The sequence below is a fragment of the Citromicrobium bathyomarinum genome (genome assembly GCF_038594485.1).
In the GTDB taxonomy this organism is placed as follows: domain Bacteria; phylum Pseudomonadota; class Alphaproteobacteria; order Sphingomonadales; family Sphingomonadaceae; genus Alteriqipengyuania; species Alteriqipengyuania bathyomarina_A.
The window spans coordinates 74802-92960 of record NZ_JBCFZG010000001.1 but is presented as its reverse complement, the minus strand read 5'-3'; the positions used below and the strand labels follow the sequence as shown (position 1 = coordinate 92960).

Below are 18159 nucleotides of genomic sequence, written 5' to 3'. Positions count from 1 at the left end.
GCAAACCGGGATCACCTATCCCTCGACAGCTGCCGGCTGCGGTCCCGATGGTGATCGACTTATCCGAAATCCGGCAATCAGAGCGAGCAGCGTGAGCAATTGCGCGCCGATCGTCTCGACAGTCGGGAAGAAGCCGAGTTCGGCGAGGCGCGGCAAGCCGGCAATGAAAGTGGCGGAAAGAACTCCGGCCTCCTGGAAAGCGCCCACGCCCTTGCCCGCGAGAATGACCGCAAGGATCGCAATCAGGATAGCACTATAGCGGAAGAACTGGGTGATCGGCAGTTTGCGGCTGTAGCGCAGCATAACCCATGCGATGAACGCTAGCAGCGCGACTGCGGACAAGGCACCTGCCAATATGATGCCGCTGCTCTGCGGGTTCCACAGGGCAGCGTAGAACAGAATAGTCTCGAACGCTTCCCGGTAGACGACCACGAATGCAAGACCAAAGAGAAACCATGCCGATCCGCGCGAAAGCGCCTTGCCCATTTTTTCCTGGATATAGCGCCGCCACTCCTCGGCCTGGGATTTGCCGTGCATCCAGATCCCGACCGATACGAGAATGACAGCCGCAAGCAGCGCGCCGATCCCTTCGGTCATCTCGCGGCTCGCCCCGCTGATGCTTACGAAGTAGGTTGCTACGACCCAGGTGGCGACACCTGCGAAAAGAGCAGCGATCCACCCACCATGGATATAGGGCAATACCTCGGAGCGCTGCGACTTTTTCACAAAGGCAATCATGGCGATCACAACCAGAATTGCTTCGATCCCCTCGCGCAGGAGAATGGTGAACGCCCCGAGAAAGGTCGAGATTTCGCTGGCCGCCTCAGGAGCCAACGCTTCCTCGGCTCTTGCCAGCAGACTATCGATGCGAGCCCTTAGTTGCTGTAGTTCGGATGGATTCGCACCGGACTCTATTCCGGCCCGGAATTGCCCGAGCGCCTGTTCTACCTCCCGCATCAAACCGCCATCGCGCGTTGCCAGGAGGGCCTCCAGGGGTTCAAACCCGTCGAGATAGGCAGACAGGGCAAGCTGCCGCGCTTCCTCTCGGTTGCCAGCCCGATAAGCTGACAGGCTGCGATCGAGCGTATCGCGAACGAAGGCGAGCGAACCTGCGTCATTTGCCTGTCCCACCGCATCGGGATTGGCGCGAAGATAGGCAATGACGGCGAGCGCACGGTCCTCGCCGATCTGCTCGGCCAGACTTTCCGGTGTGAGCGCGGCGAGCGTCTCGAGATCGGGGACAAGCTGGCGTATGCCATCATCTTCCCGCCAAATACGCTCGCCCTTGGCCACATCTTCAAAAGCAATGCTGCCGGCATGGAATGCAAGCGCCCAGCGATCCTCGTCGGACAGCGATGCGAAGCTGGCCATGGACGTTCCTTCCAGCCCTTGCGTGATGACCTGGTAAAGCCCGAACGCACTGCGCTGCCGCGCCCGGTCGATATCGGTGAAGTCGATCGGCGGGGGATCAAGTGCCTGCATTGCGGCCGGTGGCGCACTTCCGGCGGCGCCGTGACACGAGGCGCAGTTCTGCGCGAAGAGAGTGCGGGCGCGGTCAAGGTCGGGCGCTTGCGAAGGGGCAAGCGGAACCGGGTAGGCTGTCAGCAACGAGGCTGCCAGCGCGCGCGCTAAGCGCCCAACTCGCTCGGCGGGTTCCTTATTGGCGATCAGAGCTCGCAGCTGGTCCGATCGGCGGATGAGTGCTTGATTGTCTTTAGTATCCGGCAATGCAGCGATCTGCCGCGCCACGACATCGGAAAACTCCACCATTTCGCGATATTCGAATTCGTCGGCAACACGTCCCTCGGAAACGGCGGAGGCGTAGTCGACCGCGATATAATCGAGCAGACGCCATGTGGTTCGCACGTCGGGTTCTTCCGCGTTCGCGGTGACGGACAGACACAGCGCAAGCGCCAGCAGAATGAGCCGCAGTGCCGGATGGACGGTGGCGGAGACGATGCGATGCATGAGGGGTCTCTATATCTGTTGCAATTAATTCGCAATAGCAGGGTGTAGACGGAAATGTATTTCCTCCAACCCCCGATCGCGGGGATATTCTGGAGTTTAGGTAGAGCGCAGTTCGCCACGGGCCTGTTTGGAGACTTCGGCACTTCCCCACACCGCCAGTCCTGACATGATGCTCGCCACAACCAGATCGGGCCACGCACGGCCGGTGCCGAAAACGCCAATCGCTGCCGCCAGCACGGCGATATTACCGATCGCGTCGTTGCGCGAACAGATCCACACCGAGCGCATGTTCGCATCGCCCGAGCGATACCGGAACAGCATCGCGGCGACGGCGAGATTTACCGCCAGAGCAAGAGAACCGATGGCGCCCATCGTTCCCGGGTCGGGCGACGCCCCGACAAAGAAACCCCAGATGGCCGAGCCGAGCACCCACAGGCCGAAAGCCAGCATGGTCGCCGCCTTTACGAGAGCCGCACGCGCGCGCCAGACGAGCGCCATCCCCGCTACACCGAGACTGATAGCATAGTTTGCCGCATCACCGAGAAAGTCGAGCGCGTCGGCCTGCAAGGCGCGCGAATCCGCAGCAATGCCTGCCACGATCTCCACGCCGAACATGATTGCATTAAGGCCCAGTGCGATCCACAGAATGCGCCGCCATGTCGGATCGTTGTTGTTTGCACCGGCCTCATCGGGGCCGCAGCAGGTCTTTCCCATTTACTCGACTCCTTGCGTCGATCCGCCCTATGCACCTTGTAGTAACTACAAGGTCAAGCGGCAGGAGCCTTTGTCATGAGAATTGGTCAACTTGCCCGGATAACCGGCGTCAAATCCGAAACAATCCGCTTCTACGAGCGTGAGGGTATCCTCGCTGCCCCTCCACGCACGCGGGCCAATTATCGCGATTATGGACCAGCAGAGGAAGCGCGCCTTAACTTCATACGGCGCGCGCGTGATCTCGGCTTCTCCATGGCACGCATCAGGGAATTGCTCGATCTCTCCGATGATGCCGACCGGTCCTGCGCGGGCATCGACGCTCTGGCCAGAAGCCATCTCGGCGAGGTCGAGCGCAAGATCTCGAGCCTGGAGGCGTTGCGGACGGAACTTGGGCGTATGATCGCTGCCTGCGAGCAAGACACTGTAGGCGATTGCCGCATCATCGATGCACTTGCGGGTACCGCCGAGCCTTGATGTCCGCGCCTCGTGCGCCAGTTCGGTCAGGCTCGCCAATGCACGGCTTTTGTCGGCCGCCCATAAGAGACTTAACTTCGGGAAAGGCCGACGAGTGCGAAGCTGCCCGTGTCGCCATCCCGGGTCTGTCGAACGGGCTATGATGCCGCCGCAGGCCAGTTCCAGACGGCCATTTTTTCAATGCTCATATCCGCCATAGTGTAGGGGATCCCGCCGACGCCAAGCCCGGAGCGGCGCAGCCCTGCAAAAGGCATCCAGTCCACGCGGAATGCCGTATGGTCGTTCACCATCACAGCCGATCCCGCCAGAGACTGTATGCAATGATTGGCGATTGACAGCCGATCGCTGAATACAGCGGCCTGAAAGGCGTAAGGCAGGGCATTGGCCTGCTCGATAGCCAGGTCGATATCGTCATAGCCATACACGCAGATCACGGGGCCGAAGATTTCTTCCCGGGATATCTTGGCACTTTCGGGAGGATCGACAATGACGGTCGGGGAGAAAAGAGTGTCACTCAGACGGCTTCCCCCGCACACCAGGGTGCCTCCTGCTGCGATGGCTTCATCGACCCAGCGTTCGACGCGGTCAACTTCCTCCGTTCGGATCAGGGGTCCGCATTGGGTCTCAGCATCGGCGGGATCGCCCACTACCAGCTTTTCGGCAGCTCGCCTTAGGTCATGAGCGAAGTCTTTCAATTCTGCAGCAGGGACGTACACGCGCTGCACGGAAACGCAGACCTGACCCGAATGATAGAACCCGCCTTTGAGCAACGAGGCGATCACTGCTGCGCGCTCCACGCCGCTGTCCACGATTACCGGCGCCGCGCCGCCGTGCTCGAGAGCAATGCGGGTTCCCGGCGCCAGCTTCGAGCGAAGCATCCAGCCGATCTTCGCAGAACCGATGAATGAGAAGAACTCCGTGCGCGGATCGGTTACCATTCTTTCGGCAATATCGTTGCCGCAAGGTGCGAACCGGCACCAGGCCTCGGGCAGGCCGGCTTCATGAAGAATGCTCACAAAGCTCTGGCATGACAGAGGCGTTTCCAGCGCAGGCTTGATGAGAACGGGGCACCCGGCTGCTACCGCCGGTCCAACCTGATGGACGATCAGGTTGAGCGGGTGATTGAATGCCGAGATCGCCACGACAGGACCGATCGGCTCGCGGAAGGTATATGCCGTCCTTCCCGCACCCGCTTCTGTCAGGTCCATGGGGATCTCGTGACCGCCGCCATCGCTGAGCGCCTGAACGCATAAGTCGACGCTGTTGATCGCGCGACCGGCTTCCACGCGCGCATCGACCAGCGGTTTGCCGCCCTCCCTGACGATCTGGAGAGCCAGATCCTCGGCTCGTTCGCGCATGATATCCGCAGCCCGCCGGAGGATGGCGACACGCTCGTGCACGGCAAGCCAGCCATGGCGGTCGCGGTGGAGCAACTGCGCTTCATTCAGCCATTCATCGATTTGAGGCCAGTCGACAAGCGGCACTTCTGCAACCGGCTCGCGGTCGAACGGATTGTGAACGATCGTCTTCATAGCTCGCACACCTTTGCGCCGAGTTCGTCGATCAGCACCTTCTTGTTTTCGGAGTAGTCGACGGGCAGATCGACAAGGTGCACGCCGCCCGCCTCGAATGCGGCGTTCAGGACCGCCACAAGATCTGCGCTCCGCTCGACCCGGTGACCGGTCGCTCCATAGCTTTGTGCGTAGGTGACGAAGTCGGGATTGGAAAAGGTTAGGCCGTAGTCCGGAAAGCCGAGCTGGTCCTGCTTCCAGCGGATCATGCCGTATGCCGCATCGTTCAGGACGAGTACGACGAGGTTCAGGCCCAGCCTGACGGCCGTTTCCAGCTCCTGCGAGTTCATCATGAACCCGCCATCGCCGCATACCGCGAGCACTCTGCGCCCCGGCGACAGCATCGCCGCCATCATGGCCGATGGAAGGCCTGCGCCCATCGTCGCCAATGCATTGTCGAGAAGGATGGTACCCGGTTCATTCGCAATGTAGTTTCTGGCGAACCAGATCTTGTAGATACCGTTGTCGAGCGCAACGATATCATCGCGCGCCATTACGCTGCGTACGTCGGCAACCACGCGCTGGGGGACCATCGGAAAACGTTCGTCGTCGCTGGTCTCGGAAATGTGCGAAGCAATCTCGTGGTGCAGCACAGTGTAATAGCTGCGATCGCACTGCAGCTTGCCATCCAGACGGTTTCCCAGCCGCTCGACCGATCCGGCGATGTCGCCGATGACCTCGAGCTGCGGGAAGTAGACCTGATCGACTTCGGCTGCCTTGTAATTGATATGGATGACGGTCTGCCCGCCCGGCTCCATGAAGAAGGGCGGCTTCTCCACCACGTCGTGACCGATATTGACGATCAGATCGGCCTTTTCGATTGCGCAGTGAACATAATCGCCCGACGATAGCGCCGCGGTGCCCAGATAGAGCTCGCTATCTTCATCGACCACGCCCTTGCCCATCTGGGTGTCGAAGAATGGAAAGCCGGTATCAGACACGAATTTGCGCAACGCTTTCGAAGCGCGGCGGCGGTTCGCTCCGGCACCGATCAGGAGCAATGGCCGCTCAGCCGCGATGATGCGCTCGGCCGCTTCGTCGAGCGCAGCATCTCCGGCGACCGCATAACGCCTGTAATGCGGAGGTATGACCGGTTCGATCGTTTCCTCTTCAGCGATATCTTCCGGCAGCTCGAGCAGTACAGCGCCCGGCCTTTCTTCCTGCGCCAGACGGAAACCTTCACGAACGAGCGAGGGAATGCGATTGCCGTTCACGATCTGGGTCGAAGCCTTGCAGAGCGGCGTAAACAGGGAAACGACGTCGACAATCTGGAACTGGGCCTGTTTCGATGTCTTGATCGGTTTCTGCCCAGTAATAATGACGAGCGGAAAGGCCCCGAGCGCGGCATAGGCCGCCGGTGTGGTCAGGTTCGTGGCACCAGGCCCGAGCGTTGCCAGGCACACACATGCCTTGCCGGTCAGGCGGCCATAGGTCGCCGCCATGAAGCCAGCGCCCTGTTCGTGACGGGCCAGAACCAGCGTGATGGCGGAAGTTCGCAGCGATTCCAGGAGATCCAGGTTCTCTTCGCCTGGAACGGCGAAAACATATTCGACGCCCTCGGCCTCGAGCGCGGCGACCATAAGATCGGAAGCTTTCATTCGTTGGTCCTCATTTTACGGGTTGCAGGGCGGTTCATGTCGTGCGCTGCCAAGCAGCTTACCCACAGCGACCGACCCGATCGCCGCGCTTGTCAATGGTCGCGGTCATGGTCGTGATGATGGTTCTTCTCGACCTGATGGTCCGGGATCATGTCGGGATCACAGTCTGCAGCGAGACAGGCTTCGAACGTTGCATGGGCGATGGCGTGCTGCGTCTCGAGCATACCGCGAGCCCGCGCCTTCACATCCTCGAAAGCCTGCAACGAAGATTCGGCAGGAACGATATGCGCCTCAAGCGCGCGATAATGCTCACTGATGCTCCAGACATGGACGTGATGGACGTCGGCCACGCCTTCTGTGTCACGCAGGTCGCTCACAATGCGATCGAACTCGCTTTCGTCCGGCACCGCACCCATCAAGAGCCGCACCGTGCGAGGCAACAAAGTGACGCCCTGCCAGATCACATAGGCAGCAATGACCACAGTGATGATCAGATCGGCAATATAAAGTTCGTATCGCAGAATGAGTACGCCAGCCACGATCACACCGACCGACGCCAGCGCATCGGACACATTGTGCAGAAAGGCGGCTTTCATGTTGAGGGAGTTCTTCGAGCTGGCGTAAACCATCACCGCCGTAACCACGTCGATCACCAGCGCTATCCCGGCGACCCAGATTACGGTCCACCCCTCAACGGGTTGAGGGTCTGCGAAACGGTTGATCGCCTCGACGAGCAGATAGAAACCGATGATAAGCAAAGTCGTCAGATTGATGAGCGCCGCCACGACTTCCGCACGAGCATAGCCGAAGGTCATAAGCTTGTCGGCTGGCCGGCGCCCGATCCGCCTCGCAAACAGAGCCAGTCCAAGCGATGCCGCGTCGCTGAAATTGTGCAGCGCATCGGCGATCAGTGCGAGCGAACCCGACAATATCCCCCCGATGATCTGGGCGACAGTCAGCAGGACGTTGAGGGCGACGGCCAATACAAGGCGGCCGTCGCTCATGCTTTCTTCGCCGTGACTGTGCCCGGCATGACCGCCCGATTGTGCCACTACCTGCCTCCTTTTTCTGTTCTCTTGGTCGTCGTAACGGACTGCGCGGGGGAATGCTGGAACGTGCTGTTCGAGACATCGAGTTCGCGCGACAGTTCTCCAAGCGCCGAGATCGCGAGGCCGAGCAGCGCGAACCCTCCGACGAATGCCAGGAGCGTAATATGATTGGCGGCGACCGATCCGGTTCCCATGCGAAGCAGCGCGCGCGCCGATGCAACTATAAGAAAGCCCGGGATAATAGCCGCTAGCCAACCTCGCCCGTTGTCGGTGAATCCGTGCAGCGCCCAAAAGGTCAAGAGAGCGATCCCGATGAAAAACAGGGAAAAGAGGACAAGTAGCGCAAGCTGGTCCATCCTGCTCACTTGGGCGGATCGGTATTCATCGATCGCCTGGCGTCCTATTTCCAGGTTCGCAAAAACAAGCGCTGCAGACACCGCCATTGCTGTCGTCGCGGATGCAGCAGCGGCAGCACCCAAGATAACGCTGTAAGGCAGGATATCGGACGCCATCGACACCGAGATGCGACGTACCAGGGTTGGCCTATCGGAGCATCGCTCAGGTCCGTCATCATCCGGTCTGAGTTTTGCGTATCGACCAAGCTCGTTGAAAATCAGAAGCAGCAGGCCGCCCGCCAGCATCAAACCAGTGAGTGTCCAGCGGGTGAGAGGAGATTGTCCCAGCGGAAGAGTTAGCAAGACGGCAAGGGCGGCAAAAGCACCCGAAACGCCGCCCGGCAGGAGCGGATGCAGGAAGCTCCAACTGCCTTTTGCCAATTTGCCGCCAATCATGACCCCGATGCCTGATAGCATCGCCAGGACAAGGACCCGCGAAAGGTCCTGCGCGGCAAACAAGGTATCGATTAGCGTCAATTCCTCTTCTCGCCGTGGACGGTTCCCGCCTCGTCGTGCACATCCATATGCGTATCGCGCAGGATCTGCACTCCGCCGTAAAGCGCTATGCAGGCGACCGCTATTCCGACTACTAGGTCGGGCCAGTTGGCACCGGTAATCAGCACAACGATGCCGGCGATGATGATCCCGCCATTGGAGATGAAGTCGTTGAAGCTGAAGGTTGTCGCCGCCCGCATATTGACGTCCTTGTTCTCCACCTTCTGCAACAGGCGCAGGCAATAGAGATTCACCAGTCCCGCGACGAACGCCATCGCCATCATCAGCATGCCGCCCGGATCGGAACCTTCCACGAACCGTCGGTAAGCATCGAAAATGACCCCAGCGGAGAAGACCAGCAGCATGATGCCGGAGAAACGCGCGGCCCCGCGTTTCCAGGTCCGCGAGCGGGTTAGCGCAAGCAGGCTGAGCGCATAAACGATTGCATCCGATGAATTGTCGAGGCCGTTTGCCAACAGCGCGTTGGAATCGGCAAAATATCCGACCGCGAAGAAGCCGATGGCAATCGCCACGTTAAGCCACAGGACAACCCACAGGGTCTTCCGCTTTTCAGGCGACCCGGCATCGACCTCATGTCCGCCACTCATGCTGCGTCCTCCCCGGTTTGTACCCAGCTTTCCGCATGACTACGCAGTGTTGGCCGGAAGAACTTCATTTCGGCGCGGAAGAGTGAGGATGACAATTTCGTGCCCCACTCTTCCCATTCGCTGTCGCCGATTATGGCGATCCGGCCGAAACGATCCTTATGCCGGATGTCGAACTTGAGATCGCGCCAGAGACCTCCGAAGTCCCAACCCGAAAAGTCAGGCGCGAGCTCGATCACCATCGGGACGGTACCGGCCTCGCGCTCTGCGATATGTTCGAATTGGGGAACAAAGCGGTCATAGGCTTCATCCCCCAGCCTGCCTCCGGCGCGTATCCAGAGCAGTCCGTTCTCTTCCTTCAGTGCCAGCACCGTTTTTTCCTTTCCCGATCGGTCATGCGATGTCCTTCAGCTCGCGCTGCTCATCGCTTGTCACGTTGCGCCGCAGCCGATCCCACCAGCGCTGTCGCCAGGTCCGGTCATCTTCTCTGGTACTGAAAACCAGCTTTAAAATTGCGGGCAAGACGAAGAGGGTCAGAGCGGTAGCGGTGATCAACCCTCCGATGACCACTGTCGCCAAAGGACGCTGCACTTCCGCGCCGGTCCCCGTCGCAATCGCCATCGGCACGAAGCCGAGCGATGCAACGAGCGCGGTCATGAGAACCGGCCTCAGGCGCGCCAGGCCACCGGCCACGATGGCGTCATCGAGCGCCATGCCCTTGTCGAGCCGCTGACGGATCGCAGTCACCATCACGAGCCCGTTCAAGGTCGCTACGCCCGACAGGGCGATAAAGCCTACCGCCGCAGAAACCGAGAATGGCATCCCGCGCAGGGCCAAGGAGAATATTCCGCCTGCCAGGGCCAGCGGGATCGCGCTGAATACGGCGAGCGCCGGCACCCAGCCCCCGACCGCCATGTAGAGCAACAGGAGAATGACCGCGAACGCGATGGGAATGACGATCTGAAGTCTTTCCTGGGCAGCTTGGAGGTTCTGGTATTGACCGCCCCACTCGATAAACGCGGCAGCGGGCAGTTCGACTTGCGCCGCAACCCTTTCCTGGGCCTCTTCTACAAAAGACCCGAGGTCGCGTTCTCGCACGTTGGACGAGACGATCACCAGTCTGCGTCCCTGTTCCCGGCGAACCTCCGCGAGACCATCCACCACACGGAACTCGGCAACCGAGCGTAGCGGTATGGTTGCCCCGTTCGGGAGCAGCACCGGCAAAGCACCCAACTGGTCGAAATCGTCGCGGGTCGCGTCCGACAACCGCACAACCACATCGAAGCGGCGATCGCCTTCGAAAACGAGGCCCGCAGGCCGACCGCCCAGTGCGATCGCCACCGATTGCGCAACGTCTTCGACCTTCAGCCCGTAACGGGCAATCGCTGGCCGATCGAAGGCAATATCGAGGGTGGGGAACCCGGTCACTTGCTGGACCTTGACGTCCGCGGCGCCGTCGACATTGCGCAGCACGCCCGCAACCTCGTTCGCCGCTGAGGTCATGGCGCTGAGATCGTCTCCGTAGATCTTGACGGCAACATCTCCGCGAACGCCTGCGATCAATTCGTTGAACCGCAATTCGATCGGTTGGCTGAACTCGTAAAGGTTGCCGACGAGACTGCTGAGGGCGCTCTCCATTTGCGCGACCAACTCGTCCTTGGCGAGGTCGGGATCGGGCCATTCCTCACGGGGTTTGAGGATCACATACGCATCGGAAGCGTTCGGCGGCATCGGGTCACTAGCCACTTCTGCCGTGCCCGTCCGCGAAAAGACGAGCTGGACCTGCTCAAACTGCTCGAGCCGGTCCTCGACCCGCCTTTGCATCGCGAGCGAACGTTCGAGCGAGGTCGAAGGAATACGCAGCGATTGCACGGCGATGTCGCGCTCGTCCAATTGCGGTGTGAATTCGCTCCCGAGGAAGCTGAACACGAAGGCCGCAAAGGCGAAGATGCCGACGCCCATGCCGATGACCGGCCAAGGGCGGGTGATCGCCTTGCGGACCAGCGGTCCGTATCGCTCCTTGGCGATCCGGATCGGCTTGACCTCCTTTTCCGTCAGCTTCTTGTTGAGCAGGATGGCGATCATTGCCGGGACGAAGGTCAGCGACAACACGAACGCCGAGGCGAGCGCGAGCATGACCGTGATCGCCATGGGCGAGAAGGTTTTGCCTTCGACTCCGGTAAAGGTCAGAAGCGGTGCGAAGACGAGAAGTATGATCGCCTGCCCGTACACAGTCGGCTTGATCATTTCCTGCGCGGCAAGCCGCGTTTCCGTCAACCTTTCGCCCAGTGTGAGAAGCCGGCCTTCGTGTTCCTGCCGGGCCGCGAGCCTCGCGACACTGTTCTCGACGATAATGACGGCACCATCGACGATCAGGCCGAAGTCCAGCGCACCCAGGCTCATGAGATTGCCCGAAACGCCGAGCCGGTTCATTCCGATCGATGCCATCAGCATGGAAAAGGGAATGACCAGCGCCGCGATGATCGCTGCCCGGATGTTGCCCAGCAGCAAGAACAGGATCGCGATCACCAGAAGCGCGCCTTCGACAAGATTCTTCTCGACGGTCGCGATCGTCGCATCGACCAGGGAAGACCGGTTGTAGACGATCTCCGCGACAATTCCTTCCGGCAGGGAGCTGCGAACCTCCTCGAGCCGTTCGGCCGCCTGGGCCGAAACGGTGCGGCTGTTCTCGCCCGCGCGCATGAGCACGGTCCCCACGACTGCTTCATCGCCATTCAGCGACGCCGCGCCCGTTCGCAGGTCGCCGCCGATACTGACCGTGGCGATATCGCCCACGCGAATGGGGACTCCCTCGCGGGTGGAAACGACCGCCTGCTCGATATCCTCGACGCTGCCGAGGCGCGCATCGACCCGGGCGAGGAGCGCTTCACCGGCCCGCTCGACGAAATTGGCGCCTTCGGCGAGGTTGGCCGCTTCCAGCGCGGTAATCACTTCGTCGAACGACAAACCGTAACCGGTCAATCGCGCGGGATCGGGTTGAACGAGGTATTGCTTTTCGAAGCCGCCGATCGAGTCGACACCTGCCACACCGTCGACCGACCGCATGAGGGGTGCAACCACCCAGTCCTGGATGGTTCGCAGATAGGCAGCCTTGGCCACATCGCTGTCGAGCGGGTCGCCACGTTCGGTCACAAAGCTCCCGTCGGACTGCCAACCGACCGCTCCGCCCAGCGGTGCTTCCTTGCCGTCAGGAAACTCGAACTCGATGGTATACATGAGCACTTCGCCCAAGCCGGTCGAGATGGGTCCCATCACCGGTTCGGCACCCTCGGGTAGGGAGGCGCTTATGGGCGTCAGCCGTTCGTTGACCTGCTGACGCGCGAAATAGATGTCGGTCCCTTCCTCGAAAATCGCGGTCACCTGGCTGAACCCGTTGCGCGATATCGAGCGGGTCATCTCCAGACCCTCGATACCGGCAAGCCCGGTCTCGACAGGATAGGTGACCTGCGTCTCGACTTGCGAGGGCGACAAGGCTGGTGCCTCGGTGTTGATCTGCACCTGTACGTTGGTGATATCGGGTACGGCATCGATGGGCAGGCGCAGCAAATTCACCACGCCATAGATTGCCACACCGAGCGTCAGCACGACCATTGCCCAGCGAAAGCGCACGGCGACGTCGAGGATCATGCCGATCAGGCCATGGCGGTGGGAGCGATCAGCGTCCTGCATGTGATCAGTGTCCATGCTCGGCCTCCTCCTTCTCGAGTTCAGCCTTCAGCAAAAAGGCATTGGCGGTGGCGATCCGCCACTGCGCTTCGAGACCGGACTCGATGACCACCCGTCCTCCCGAACGCGCACCGGTGACCACCGGACGGGCTTGAAACCCGCGGCGCGTGCGAACGAAGACCACTTCTGCGCCATCGATTGTCTGGACAGCACTTTCCGGCACCGATATGCGGCCTGTGTCGACCTCACCCGAGGGGCGGATACGTGCCTGCAGGAAGGCCCCGGGTTGCAGGCCGGGGATCGGCCTTGCGAGCGACAGGACCGCCGTAGCACTGCGGCTTTCGGGATCGAGCGAGGGAGTGACAGACCGCACGCGCGCACCCACTTCCCGGTTGTCCGCGATTTCCAGAGTCGCCTCGTCGCCAGGCTGGATGCGGCTTGCTTCAGCCGAAGGGAGGGCAACCTCGACCTGCATGCCGCTCGGATTCACGACCTGATAGAGTTCTTCCCCGGCATCGACGAAGGAGCCGAGAACGATAGGCGCCGAGGTCACTCGGCCTGCGAGCGGGCTCGTAACCGCAAGGGAGCGCCCGTCGCCGCTAACGCCCGCCGCGGAGACTGCTGCTTGGGCGCGCGCAAGTTCCGACTGGGCGACTTGCAGATTTGCTCGCGCGGCCTCGAGATCCTGCCGTGCGGTGACATTGGCCTCGAAAAGGCGGCGCTCCCGATCGTAGGCAGCGGACAGTTCGTTGACCCTTGCGCGCGCTGCGCTCAACTGCGCTGCGAGAGCAGCCGCGTCGGCGCTCTCGATGCGGGCAATCGTCTCGCCCTGCCTCACGTAATCGCCCAGCGTTTTGCCGACACTGCGGACCACGCCCGCCGCGCGGGCATCGATGCGGGCACTTGCCGTCGGGCTTGCCGCGACGGTGGCCGGGAAGACCAGCTCGACCACCGATCCCAGGCCGACGGTTTCGACCACTATCTGGGACGCTTCAATTTGTTCGGCGCCAAGCAGGACAAGGCCTTCGGGAAGCTCGACCTCCTCACTCGTCTCCTCGGCGATTTGGTCAGCTTCGTTATCGGGCCACAGCATGAGCGCCGCGACTACAAAGAGAATGGAAAGGCCGATCGCAACGGCCAGACGTTTACGGTTCATCGGAAAATACCTCATTGTGCACCGAGCCAGATCAGTGTCGCCGCCAGGCGACCACGATCTTCCTGAGCTTGAATCAAAGCTTCACGGATGGTGTCGCGTGCTTCCGCCGCAGCCAGAACTTCGATCAGCGGAAACCTGCCGTTGCGGTAGCCAATCCGAACGAGGCGCAAGGCTTCTTCGGCTTGGGGCAAGGACGTCTCCGCGAGGGTCTCGACCCGCGCTTCGGCTGCCAGAAATTGTCCGCGGGCCTGCGTGACCTCGAGTTCGAAATCGGTACGGGCAATTGCTTCCCGCGCCGTCGCGGCGCGAAGCCGCGCTTCGGCAGCGGAGATGTTTCCCTGGTTGCGATTACGCAATGGAAGCGGGATCGAAACCCCCACGAGAAACGCCTGGTCTCGACTTTCCTCGAACCGTCGGACTCCGGCGGATATTGCCGGATCCGGAATGCCGAGAGAGCGTTCCCGGGCGATCGCGGCATCCGCGGCCTCGCGTTCGGCACGGGCGACCTGAAGTCGTAAGGCCGAAGGTGACGCGAGCAGCGTCGCCGGAGGTTCGATCTCGGGGAACACCGAAGGCACGTCCGTAGCAGGTGTTGCCTCGCCCCAAAGCGCGGCGAGCGCGTTCCTCGCCGTACTGTCGGCAGCCAGGGCCGCTTCAAGCTCCGCGAGCGCCTCCGCAAGTGCCGCTTCGGCACGAAGCGATCGCAGAGGAGGCTCCCGCCCAACATCGACCAGTACGCCTGCGATCCTGGCAAGCTCGCGATTGCGCTCGACTATGTCGCGCGCGAGTTCCAATCGGGCTGCCGCAGCGACGGCTTCGACATAGCGTTCGCGCACCGATCGCCCGAGCTGAGCAACCGAGAGCGCTCCTGAAAGGGTCGCGACGCGCGCTTCCGCCTGGGCGGCGCGGACACGCGCTCCTCGTTTGCCGCCCAATTCGAGCCGCTGGCTCAGGGACAAGGTGTACTCGGTGGCCTGCAATCCCGAAAATGCGCCGCTTCCGGCAATGTTTTCGGCTTCGAAAGCAATTTCGGGGTTGGGCCGCAGCCGCGCCTGGTCGACGAGTGCCCGCGCCGCGTCGGCTTCGGCCCGCGGTCCGATCAGGCGCGGATTATCTGGGGGCTCATCTGCGCTGTCGACGATGCCCGCACGAGCGAGCGCAGCATCAAGCGTCAGAAGCTCACGCTCCTGCGCCGCCACGGTCGTGGCTTGAGCGGCGAGGAACAGCCCTCCAAAGAGGACCCCTCGCCAATGAATGGCTGACATTTTTCGAAAATTCCTCTGCTGACGATCCGAACTGCGCTGCGGCATGCAGCGCGGTGACGGTCGTCAGGCGCGAGGGGGGCGCTTCAGTCGGTCGGTAATGTCGGAAGCGAGCGCTTCGGCGGGAGGCGCATCGGGAACCACGACCAAGTGAGGGACCGAATCCTTCTGCACGGTGCCGGCAAAGCTCGCCCCGTGATGGCAATGGCCGTGTCCACACACGCCGTGTTGCTCGGCCGGCGCATCCGGATCGCCCGGCACTTCGTCGGCGGCTGCGGATGACGCAGAAGCGCTATCGAGCGAAGCCAGAACGGGCGTGCTTCCGGGCGCCACTTCGGCACCGCAAGCAGCAGCATCCGCCGCCGTCACGAACACCATCGCGACCAGCATGAGCAGGACGACGAAAGGGTGCAGGACAAGGCGACGATAGCTTGTAGTCATGGATTCCAATGGCTCATAGCAAACCGCATCAAGATTGCAAGTTCCGCAACACGATGAAGTATAAGTCTTTTGTTACAGTATAACAGTCCTCGAATACTGTTTCGGTCTTTAAGAACGGCGCGATCAGGCCGCGCGGAGCTCGGGATGGGGATGCTCGCAGCGATGAACTTCGATCGTGACGTGCACATATTCTGCATGCACTGAAAGTCGCCTGGCATAATGGTCGGGCGCGAGCGGATCACCGGCGATGAGCGAGGCGATGACTGCATACTTGCCGGGACCGATCCGCCAGATGTGCAGATCGCCGATTGCGGCGTCCCGGTCCTCGAGCGCCTCGCGCACCTCTGTGTACCGTTGAGGGGCCGCTTCGGCGTCGACAAGCACGGCAGCGGTATCGCGCAGCAGTGACCATGACCAGCGCCCGATCACCACTGCACCCACCAGACCCATTGCCGCGTCCATCCAAGCCCAGCCGAGGTACATGCCGGCGAGAAGGGCCACGATAGCCAAGACCGAAGTCAGGGCATCGGCAAGAACGTGGAAATAGGCGGAGCGCAGATTGTTGTCGGCATGCGCATGGTCGTGGTGATGATGATGGTCGTGGTGATGATGATGGTCGTGGTGATGATGATGGTCGTGATCATGCCCACGATTATGATCGGCGCCAAGCAGCCAAGCACTCGCGAGGTTCACCACGAGGCCGAGCACGGCGATCCAGATCGCCTCGGTATAGGCAATCGTGAGCGGACTGATGAACCTTTGGGCCGATTCAACCGCGATCCCGATTGCGAAGATGGCGAGGACAAGCGCGCTCGCGAAACCGGCCAGATCGCCCACCTTGCCGGTACCGAATGTGAAACGCGGGTTGTTCGCATGGCGCCTGGCAAACCAGTAGGCGAAGGCCGCGACGCCCAAGGCACCTGCATGGGTCGCCATGTGGATACCATCGGCGAGAAGCGCCATCGATCCGGTCCACAGGCCAGCGACGATTTCGACCACCATCATCGCAGCGGTCAAGGCAACGACATAACGCGTGCGGCGCTCATGCGCGGCGTGCGAGGCACTCAGGAAGTTGTGCTCGTGGGTCAACGGATTGGGGGCGGCGTGGTGCATGCGACGCTGATAATATGAGATGCACTTGAAAGAAATCCCTCAAAGCACGGCCAAGCATGAGCACCGAACTCCCCCTATCTTCAGTCACGGCACCGATCTCCAACAATGTCATCGATCGGATTAGTCCCAATACATCCGCTGCGATGATAAATTGCGAATTGCGAAAAACGCGCATGGAGTTGCCTTAGCAAGTTCGCTCGACATTCTCCCAGTTCCCAGATCGGAAGCGTTCAATGGACCTTGCTTGCAATCCAATGTTCGATATCGTCCTCGGTCCAAGCTACGACACGGCCCCCTAGATGGACTGGTTTGGGAAAATTCCCGTGAGCTATCCAGCGGTAAATCGTCGAGCGACCAAGTCCGGTCCGATGCTGAACCTCCCTTATCCTGAGTAGACGAGTCGGTTGCTCGGGCACCTCGACCTGATGAATTGTGAATTCAGACATTGGATGACTCCCGCTCGCCAGAAAAGAAATTGCCGAGGAACTCGTCCTTGCGCTCAAGTTCAGCGACGTGATCGGCAAGCATCCTTGCGACCCTGTTCGCCGTTCCTTTCGCCCACCGCGATTTCACATCGCCAACATTGTCACCAAGAGATCGCTGTAATGCTTGCGGAAACTCCGCGCTGAACTCCTCTAAGAACTCAGCCAGGTCCGATTGCAACCAGTCGATTGCCTGGTCCTCTCCGCAAACCAGGAACAGCAGCAGGTGCGCACGGGGCGCAACGCGGCTCGCTTCGAGTACACGAAGGGCTTCGCCCACGGTTGCCGAGCGCTCCCCTTGCAAGACACGCCGCAGGGCATCCTTGTGAAGTCGCGCATCGGCAGCAACATCGCACTTGGCCCGCCCGCTCGCATCCACTGCGGCAGTCAAAAGGCGGGCCAGTCCGAGGCGAATCCGTTCCTCTGAGTATTCTGTTTCGTCAGTCACGAACGACTCCCTTCTGCAATCACTCAAGGTTCGACTCGAGAGCTAGAGCGAAGGACGGATGTAGGAAAACGAAAAGAACATAAACGGAACAGATAGGAAGCATCGAATCGCTTCAGCCCGATGATTCGCGCAAAATCCGGTCGCCAATTCTCAAATCCCGGCAACCTGCGCTCAGAATACGGCCAACACCGCGCATAATCCCACCGTGCTAGCGCGCGATCCGGCCTCGCCTGCGCGATTTGTCGCTTTTTGCTTGGTCACACGCCGCAATCTTGCGCCGCCCCATTTCCTACATCGCTGCTCCGGTTGAAGGAAAGAACATACAGCGAACACGAAACTCGCTGTTGTCGATCAACCAACCGGAGTTTCCCTTCATGACCACCAAGACCCTGACCCGTTCGGCCCCGCGGATGCGCGACTACATGGTGCCGGCCGCGCTGGCGCTCGCCATCGCGGGTGCCGCCTATGCCGGCGCCGACACAACCTTCGATCCGGCGCTCACCATGTTCACCGACTTCCTCGAAGGCTCGGGCGGCAAGATCATCACCGTGCTCTCGCTCGCCGGCGGCCTGATTGCGCTTGCGTCTGGACGCTTCGCGCTCGGCCAGGTGGCCGTGCCTGTCGGCGTAGGGATCGGTGTCGGCACCGGCGTGCCGATCGTCACCTCTGTCGTGACCGCGGTCATCTGACGCGTTCCTCGC

17 protein-coding genes are annotated in these 18159 nt (G+C 61.1%); 1 reads left to right on the top strand and 16 read right to left on the bottom strand.

The window, feature by feature from the left end:
* Positions 1 to 15: 15 nt before the first annotated feature.
* The 16 genes from AAG591_RS00425 to AAG591_RS00350 all read right to left on the bottom strand — a co-directional run bounded on the left by AAG591_RS00425 (position 16) and on the right by AAG591_RS00350 (position 17458).
* The gene (locus AAG591_RS00425) at positions 16 to 1968 is read right to left on the bottom strand and encodes an FTR1 family protein (RefSeq protein ID WP_342528953.1); all 1953 of its coding nucleotides are present in this window, start codon (positions 1966 to 1968) and stop codon (positions 16 to 18) included.
* 96 nt (positions 1969 to 2064) lie between these two features.
* Entirely contained in the window at positions 2065 to 2682 is a 618-nt protein-coding gene (locus AAG591_RS00420; protein ID WP_299309345.1) for a cation efflux transmembrane domain-containing protein, read from the bottom strand.
* Positions 2683 to 2727: 45 nt separating this feature from the next.
* Complete coding sequence (locus tag AAG591_RS15175) at positions 2728 to 3195, bottom strand: hypothetical protein (protein WP_054522850.1); 468 nt, start codon at positions 3193 to 3195, stop codon at positions 2728 to 2730.
* Between the two features lie 98 nt (positions 3196 to 3293).
* Positions 3294 to 4688, bottom strand: a complete 1395-nt coding sequence (locus tag AAG591_RS00410) for an aldehyde dehydrogenase family protein (protein ID WP_054522851.1) — start codon at positions 4686 to 4688, stop codon at positions 3294 to 3296.
* A complete protein-coding gene (locus AAG591_RS00405) occupies positions 4685 to 6325 on the bottom strand; it encodes an acetolactate synthase large subunit (RefSeq protein WP_342528951.1) in 1641 nt (546 codons plus the stop codon). The genes AAG591_RS00410 and AAG591_RS00405 overlap by 4 nt, the downstream gene beginning before the upstream one ends.
* Positions 6326 to 6417: 92 nt before the next feature.
* Positions 6418 to 7377, bottom strand: a complete 960-nt coding sequence (locus tag AAG591_RS00400; protein ID WP_050775921.1) for a cation diffusion facilitator family transporter — start codon at positions 7375 to 7377, stop codon at positions 6418 to 6420.
* Complete coding sequence (locus AAG591_RS00395; RefSeq protein ID WP_054522853.1) at positions 7377 to 8246, bottom strand: hypothetical protein; 870 nt, start codon at positions 8244 to 8246, stop codon at positions 7377 to 7379. Before AAG591_RS00395 ends, AAG591_RS00400 begins: the two co-directional genes overlap by 1 nt.
* Positions 8243 to 8872, bottom strand: coding sequence for a cation efflux transmembrane domain-containing protein (locus AAG591_RS00390; RefSeq protein ID WP_054522854.1), 630 nt, complete (start codon positions 8870 to 8872; stop codon positions 8243 to 8245). The genes AAG591_RS00395 and AAG591_RS00390 overlap by 4 nt, the downstream gene beginning before the upstream one ends.
* Positions 8869 to 9240 carry a SpoIIAA family protein gene (locus AAG591_RS00385; protein WP_342528950.1) on the bottom strand — a complete coding sequence of 124 codons (372 nt, stop codon included), beginning with the start codon at positions 9238 to 9240 and terminating at the stop codon, positions 8869 to 8871. Before AAG591_RS00385 ends, AAG591_RS00390 begins: the two co-directional genes overlap by 4 nt.
* A gap of 22 nt (positions 9241 to 9262) precedes the next feature.
* A complete protein-coding gene (locus AAG591_RS00380) occupies positions 9263 to 12526 on the bottom strand; it encodes an efflux RND transporter permease subunit (protein WP_299309377.1) in 3264 nt (1087 codons plus the stop codon).
* Positions 12527 to 12563: 37 nt separating this feature from the next.
* The gene (locus AAG591_RS00375) at positions 12564 to 13712 is read right to left on the bottom strand and encodes an efflux RND transporter periplasmic adaptor subunit (protein ID WP_299309355.1); all 1149 of its coding nucleotides are present in this window, start codon (positions 13710 to 13712) and stop codon (positions 12564 to 12566) included.
* 11 nt (positions 13713 to 13723) lie between these two features.
* Positions 13724 to 14977 carry a TolC family protein gene (locus AAG591_RS00370; RefSeq protein WP_342528949.1) on the bottom strand — a complete coding sequence of 418 codons (1254 nt, stop codon included), beginning with the start codon at positions 14975 to 14977 and terminating at the stop codon, positions 13724 to 13726.
* Positions 14978 to 15040: 63 nt separating this feature from the next.
* On the bottom strand, positions 15041 to 15415 hold the full coding sequence (locus AAG591_RS00365; RefSeq protein WP_067463363.1) for a hypothetical protein: 375 nt from the start codon (positions 15413 to 15415) through the stop codon (positions 15041 to 15043).
* A 123-nt stretch (positions 15416 to 15538) separates the two neighbouring features.
* Positions 15539 to 16528, bottom strand: coding sequence for a CDF family Co(II)/Ni(II) efflux transporter DmeF (gene dmeF, locus AAG591_RS00360; RefSeq protein WP_342528948.1), 990 nt, complete (start codon positions 16526 to 16528; stop codon positions 15539 to 15541).
* A gap of 230 nt (positions 16529 to 16758) precedes the next feature.
* Entirely contained in the window at positions 16759 to 16974 is a 216-nt protein-coding gene (locus AAG591_RS00355; RefSeq protein WP_299310170.1) for a helix-turn-helix transcriptional regulator, read from the bottom strand.
* Complete coding sequence (locus AAG591_RS00350; protein ID WP_299310171.1) at positions 16967 to 17458, bottom strand: hypothetical protein; 492 nt, start codon at positions 17456 to 17458, stop codon at positions 16967 to 16969. The genes AAG591_RS00355 and AAG591_RS00350 overlap by 8 nt, the downstream gene beginning before the upstream one ends.
* Positions 17459 to 17832: 374 nt before the next feature.
* On the opposite strand from AAG591_RS00350, the gene AAG591_RS00345 reads away from it, so the two are divergent.
* Positions 17833 to 18147 (top strand): hypothetical protein, encoded by a 315-nt coding sequence (locus tag AAG591_RS00345; protein ID WP_054525599.1) that lies wholly within the window; start codon positions 17833 to 17835, stop codon positions 18145 to 18147.
* The last annotated feature ends 12 nt before the right edge of the window (positions 18148 to 18159 follow it).

Excerpts from the sequence above, each read along its gene's own strand:
- AAG591_RS00425 (WP_342528953.1), bottom strand. The coding sequence starts at position 1,968 with ATGCATCGCATCGTCTCCGCCACCGTCCATCCGGCACTGCGGCTCATT.
- AAG591_RS00420 (WP_299309345.1), bottom strand. The coding sequence starts at position 2,682 with ATGGGAAAGACCTGCTGCGGCCCCGATGAGGCCGGTGCAAACAACAAC.
- AAG591_RS00410 (WP_054522851.1), bottom strand. The coding sequence starts at position 4,688 with ATGAAGACGATCGTTCACAATCCGTTCGACCGCGAGCCGGTTGCAGAA.
- AAG591_RS00405 (WP_342528951.1), bottom strand. The coding sequence starts at position 6,325 with ATGAAAGCTTCCGATCTTATGGTCGCCGCGCTCGAGGCCGAGGGCGTC.
- AAG591_RS00390 (WP_054522854.1), bottom strand. The coding sequence starts at position 8,872 with ATGAGTGGCGGACATGAGGTCGATGCCGGGTCGCCTGAAAAGCGGAAG.
- AAG591_RS00375 (WP_299309355.1), bottom strand. The coding sequence starts at position 13,712 with ATGAACCGTAAACGTCTGGCCGTTGCGATCGGCCTTTCCATTCTCTTT.
- AAG591_RS00370 (WP_342528949.1), bottom strand. The coding sequence starts at position 14,977 with ATGTCAGCCATTCATTGGCGAGGGGTCCTCTTTGGAGGGCTGTTCCTC.
- AAG591_RS00365 (WP_067463363.1), bottom strand. The coding sequence starts at position 15,415 with ATGACTACAAGCTATCGTCGCCTTGTCCTGCACCCTTTCGTCGTCCTG.
- dmeF (WP_342528948.1), bottom strand. The coding sequence starts at position 16,528 with ATGCACCACGCCGCCCCCAATCCGTTGACCCACGAGCACAACTTCCTG.
- AAG591_RS00355 (WP_299310170.1), bottom strand. The coding sequence starts at position 16,974 with ATGTCTGAATTCACAATTCATCAGGTCGAGGTGCCCGAGCAACCGACT.
- AAG591_RS00345 (WP_054525599.1), top strand. The coding sequence starts at position 17,833 with ATGACCACCAAGACCCTGACCCGTTCGGCCCCGCGGATGCGCGACTAC.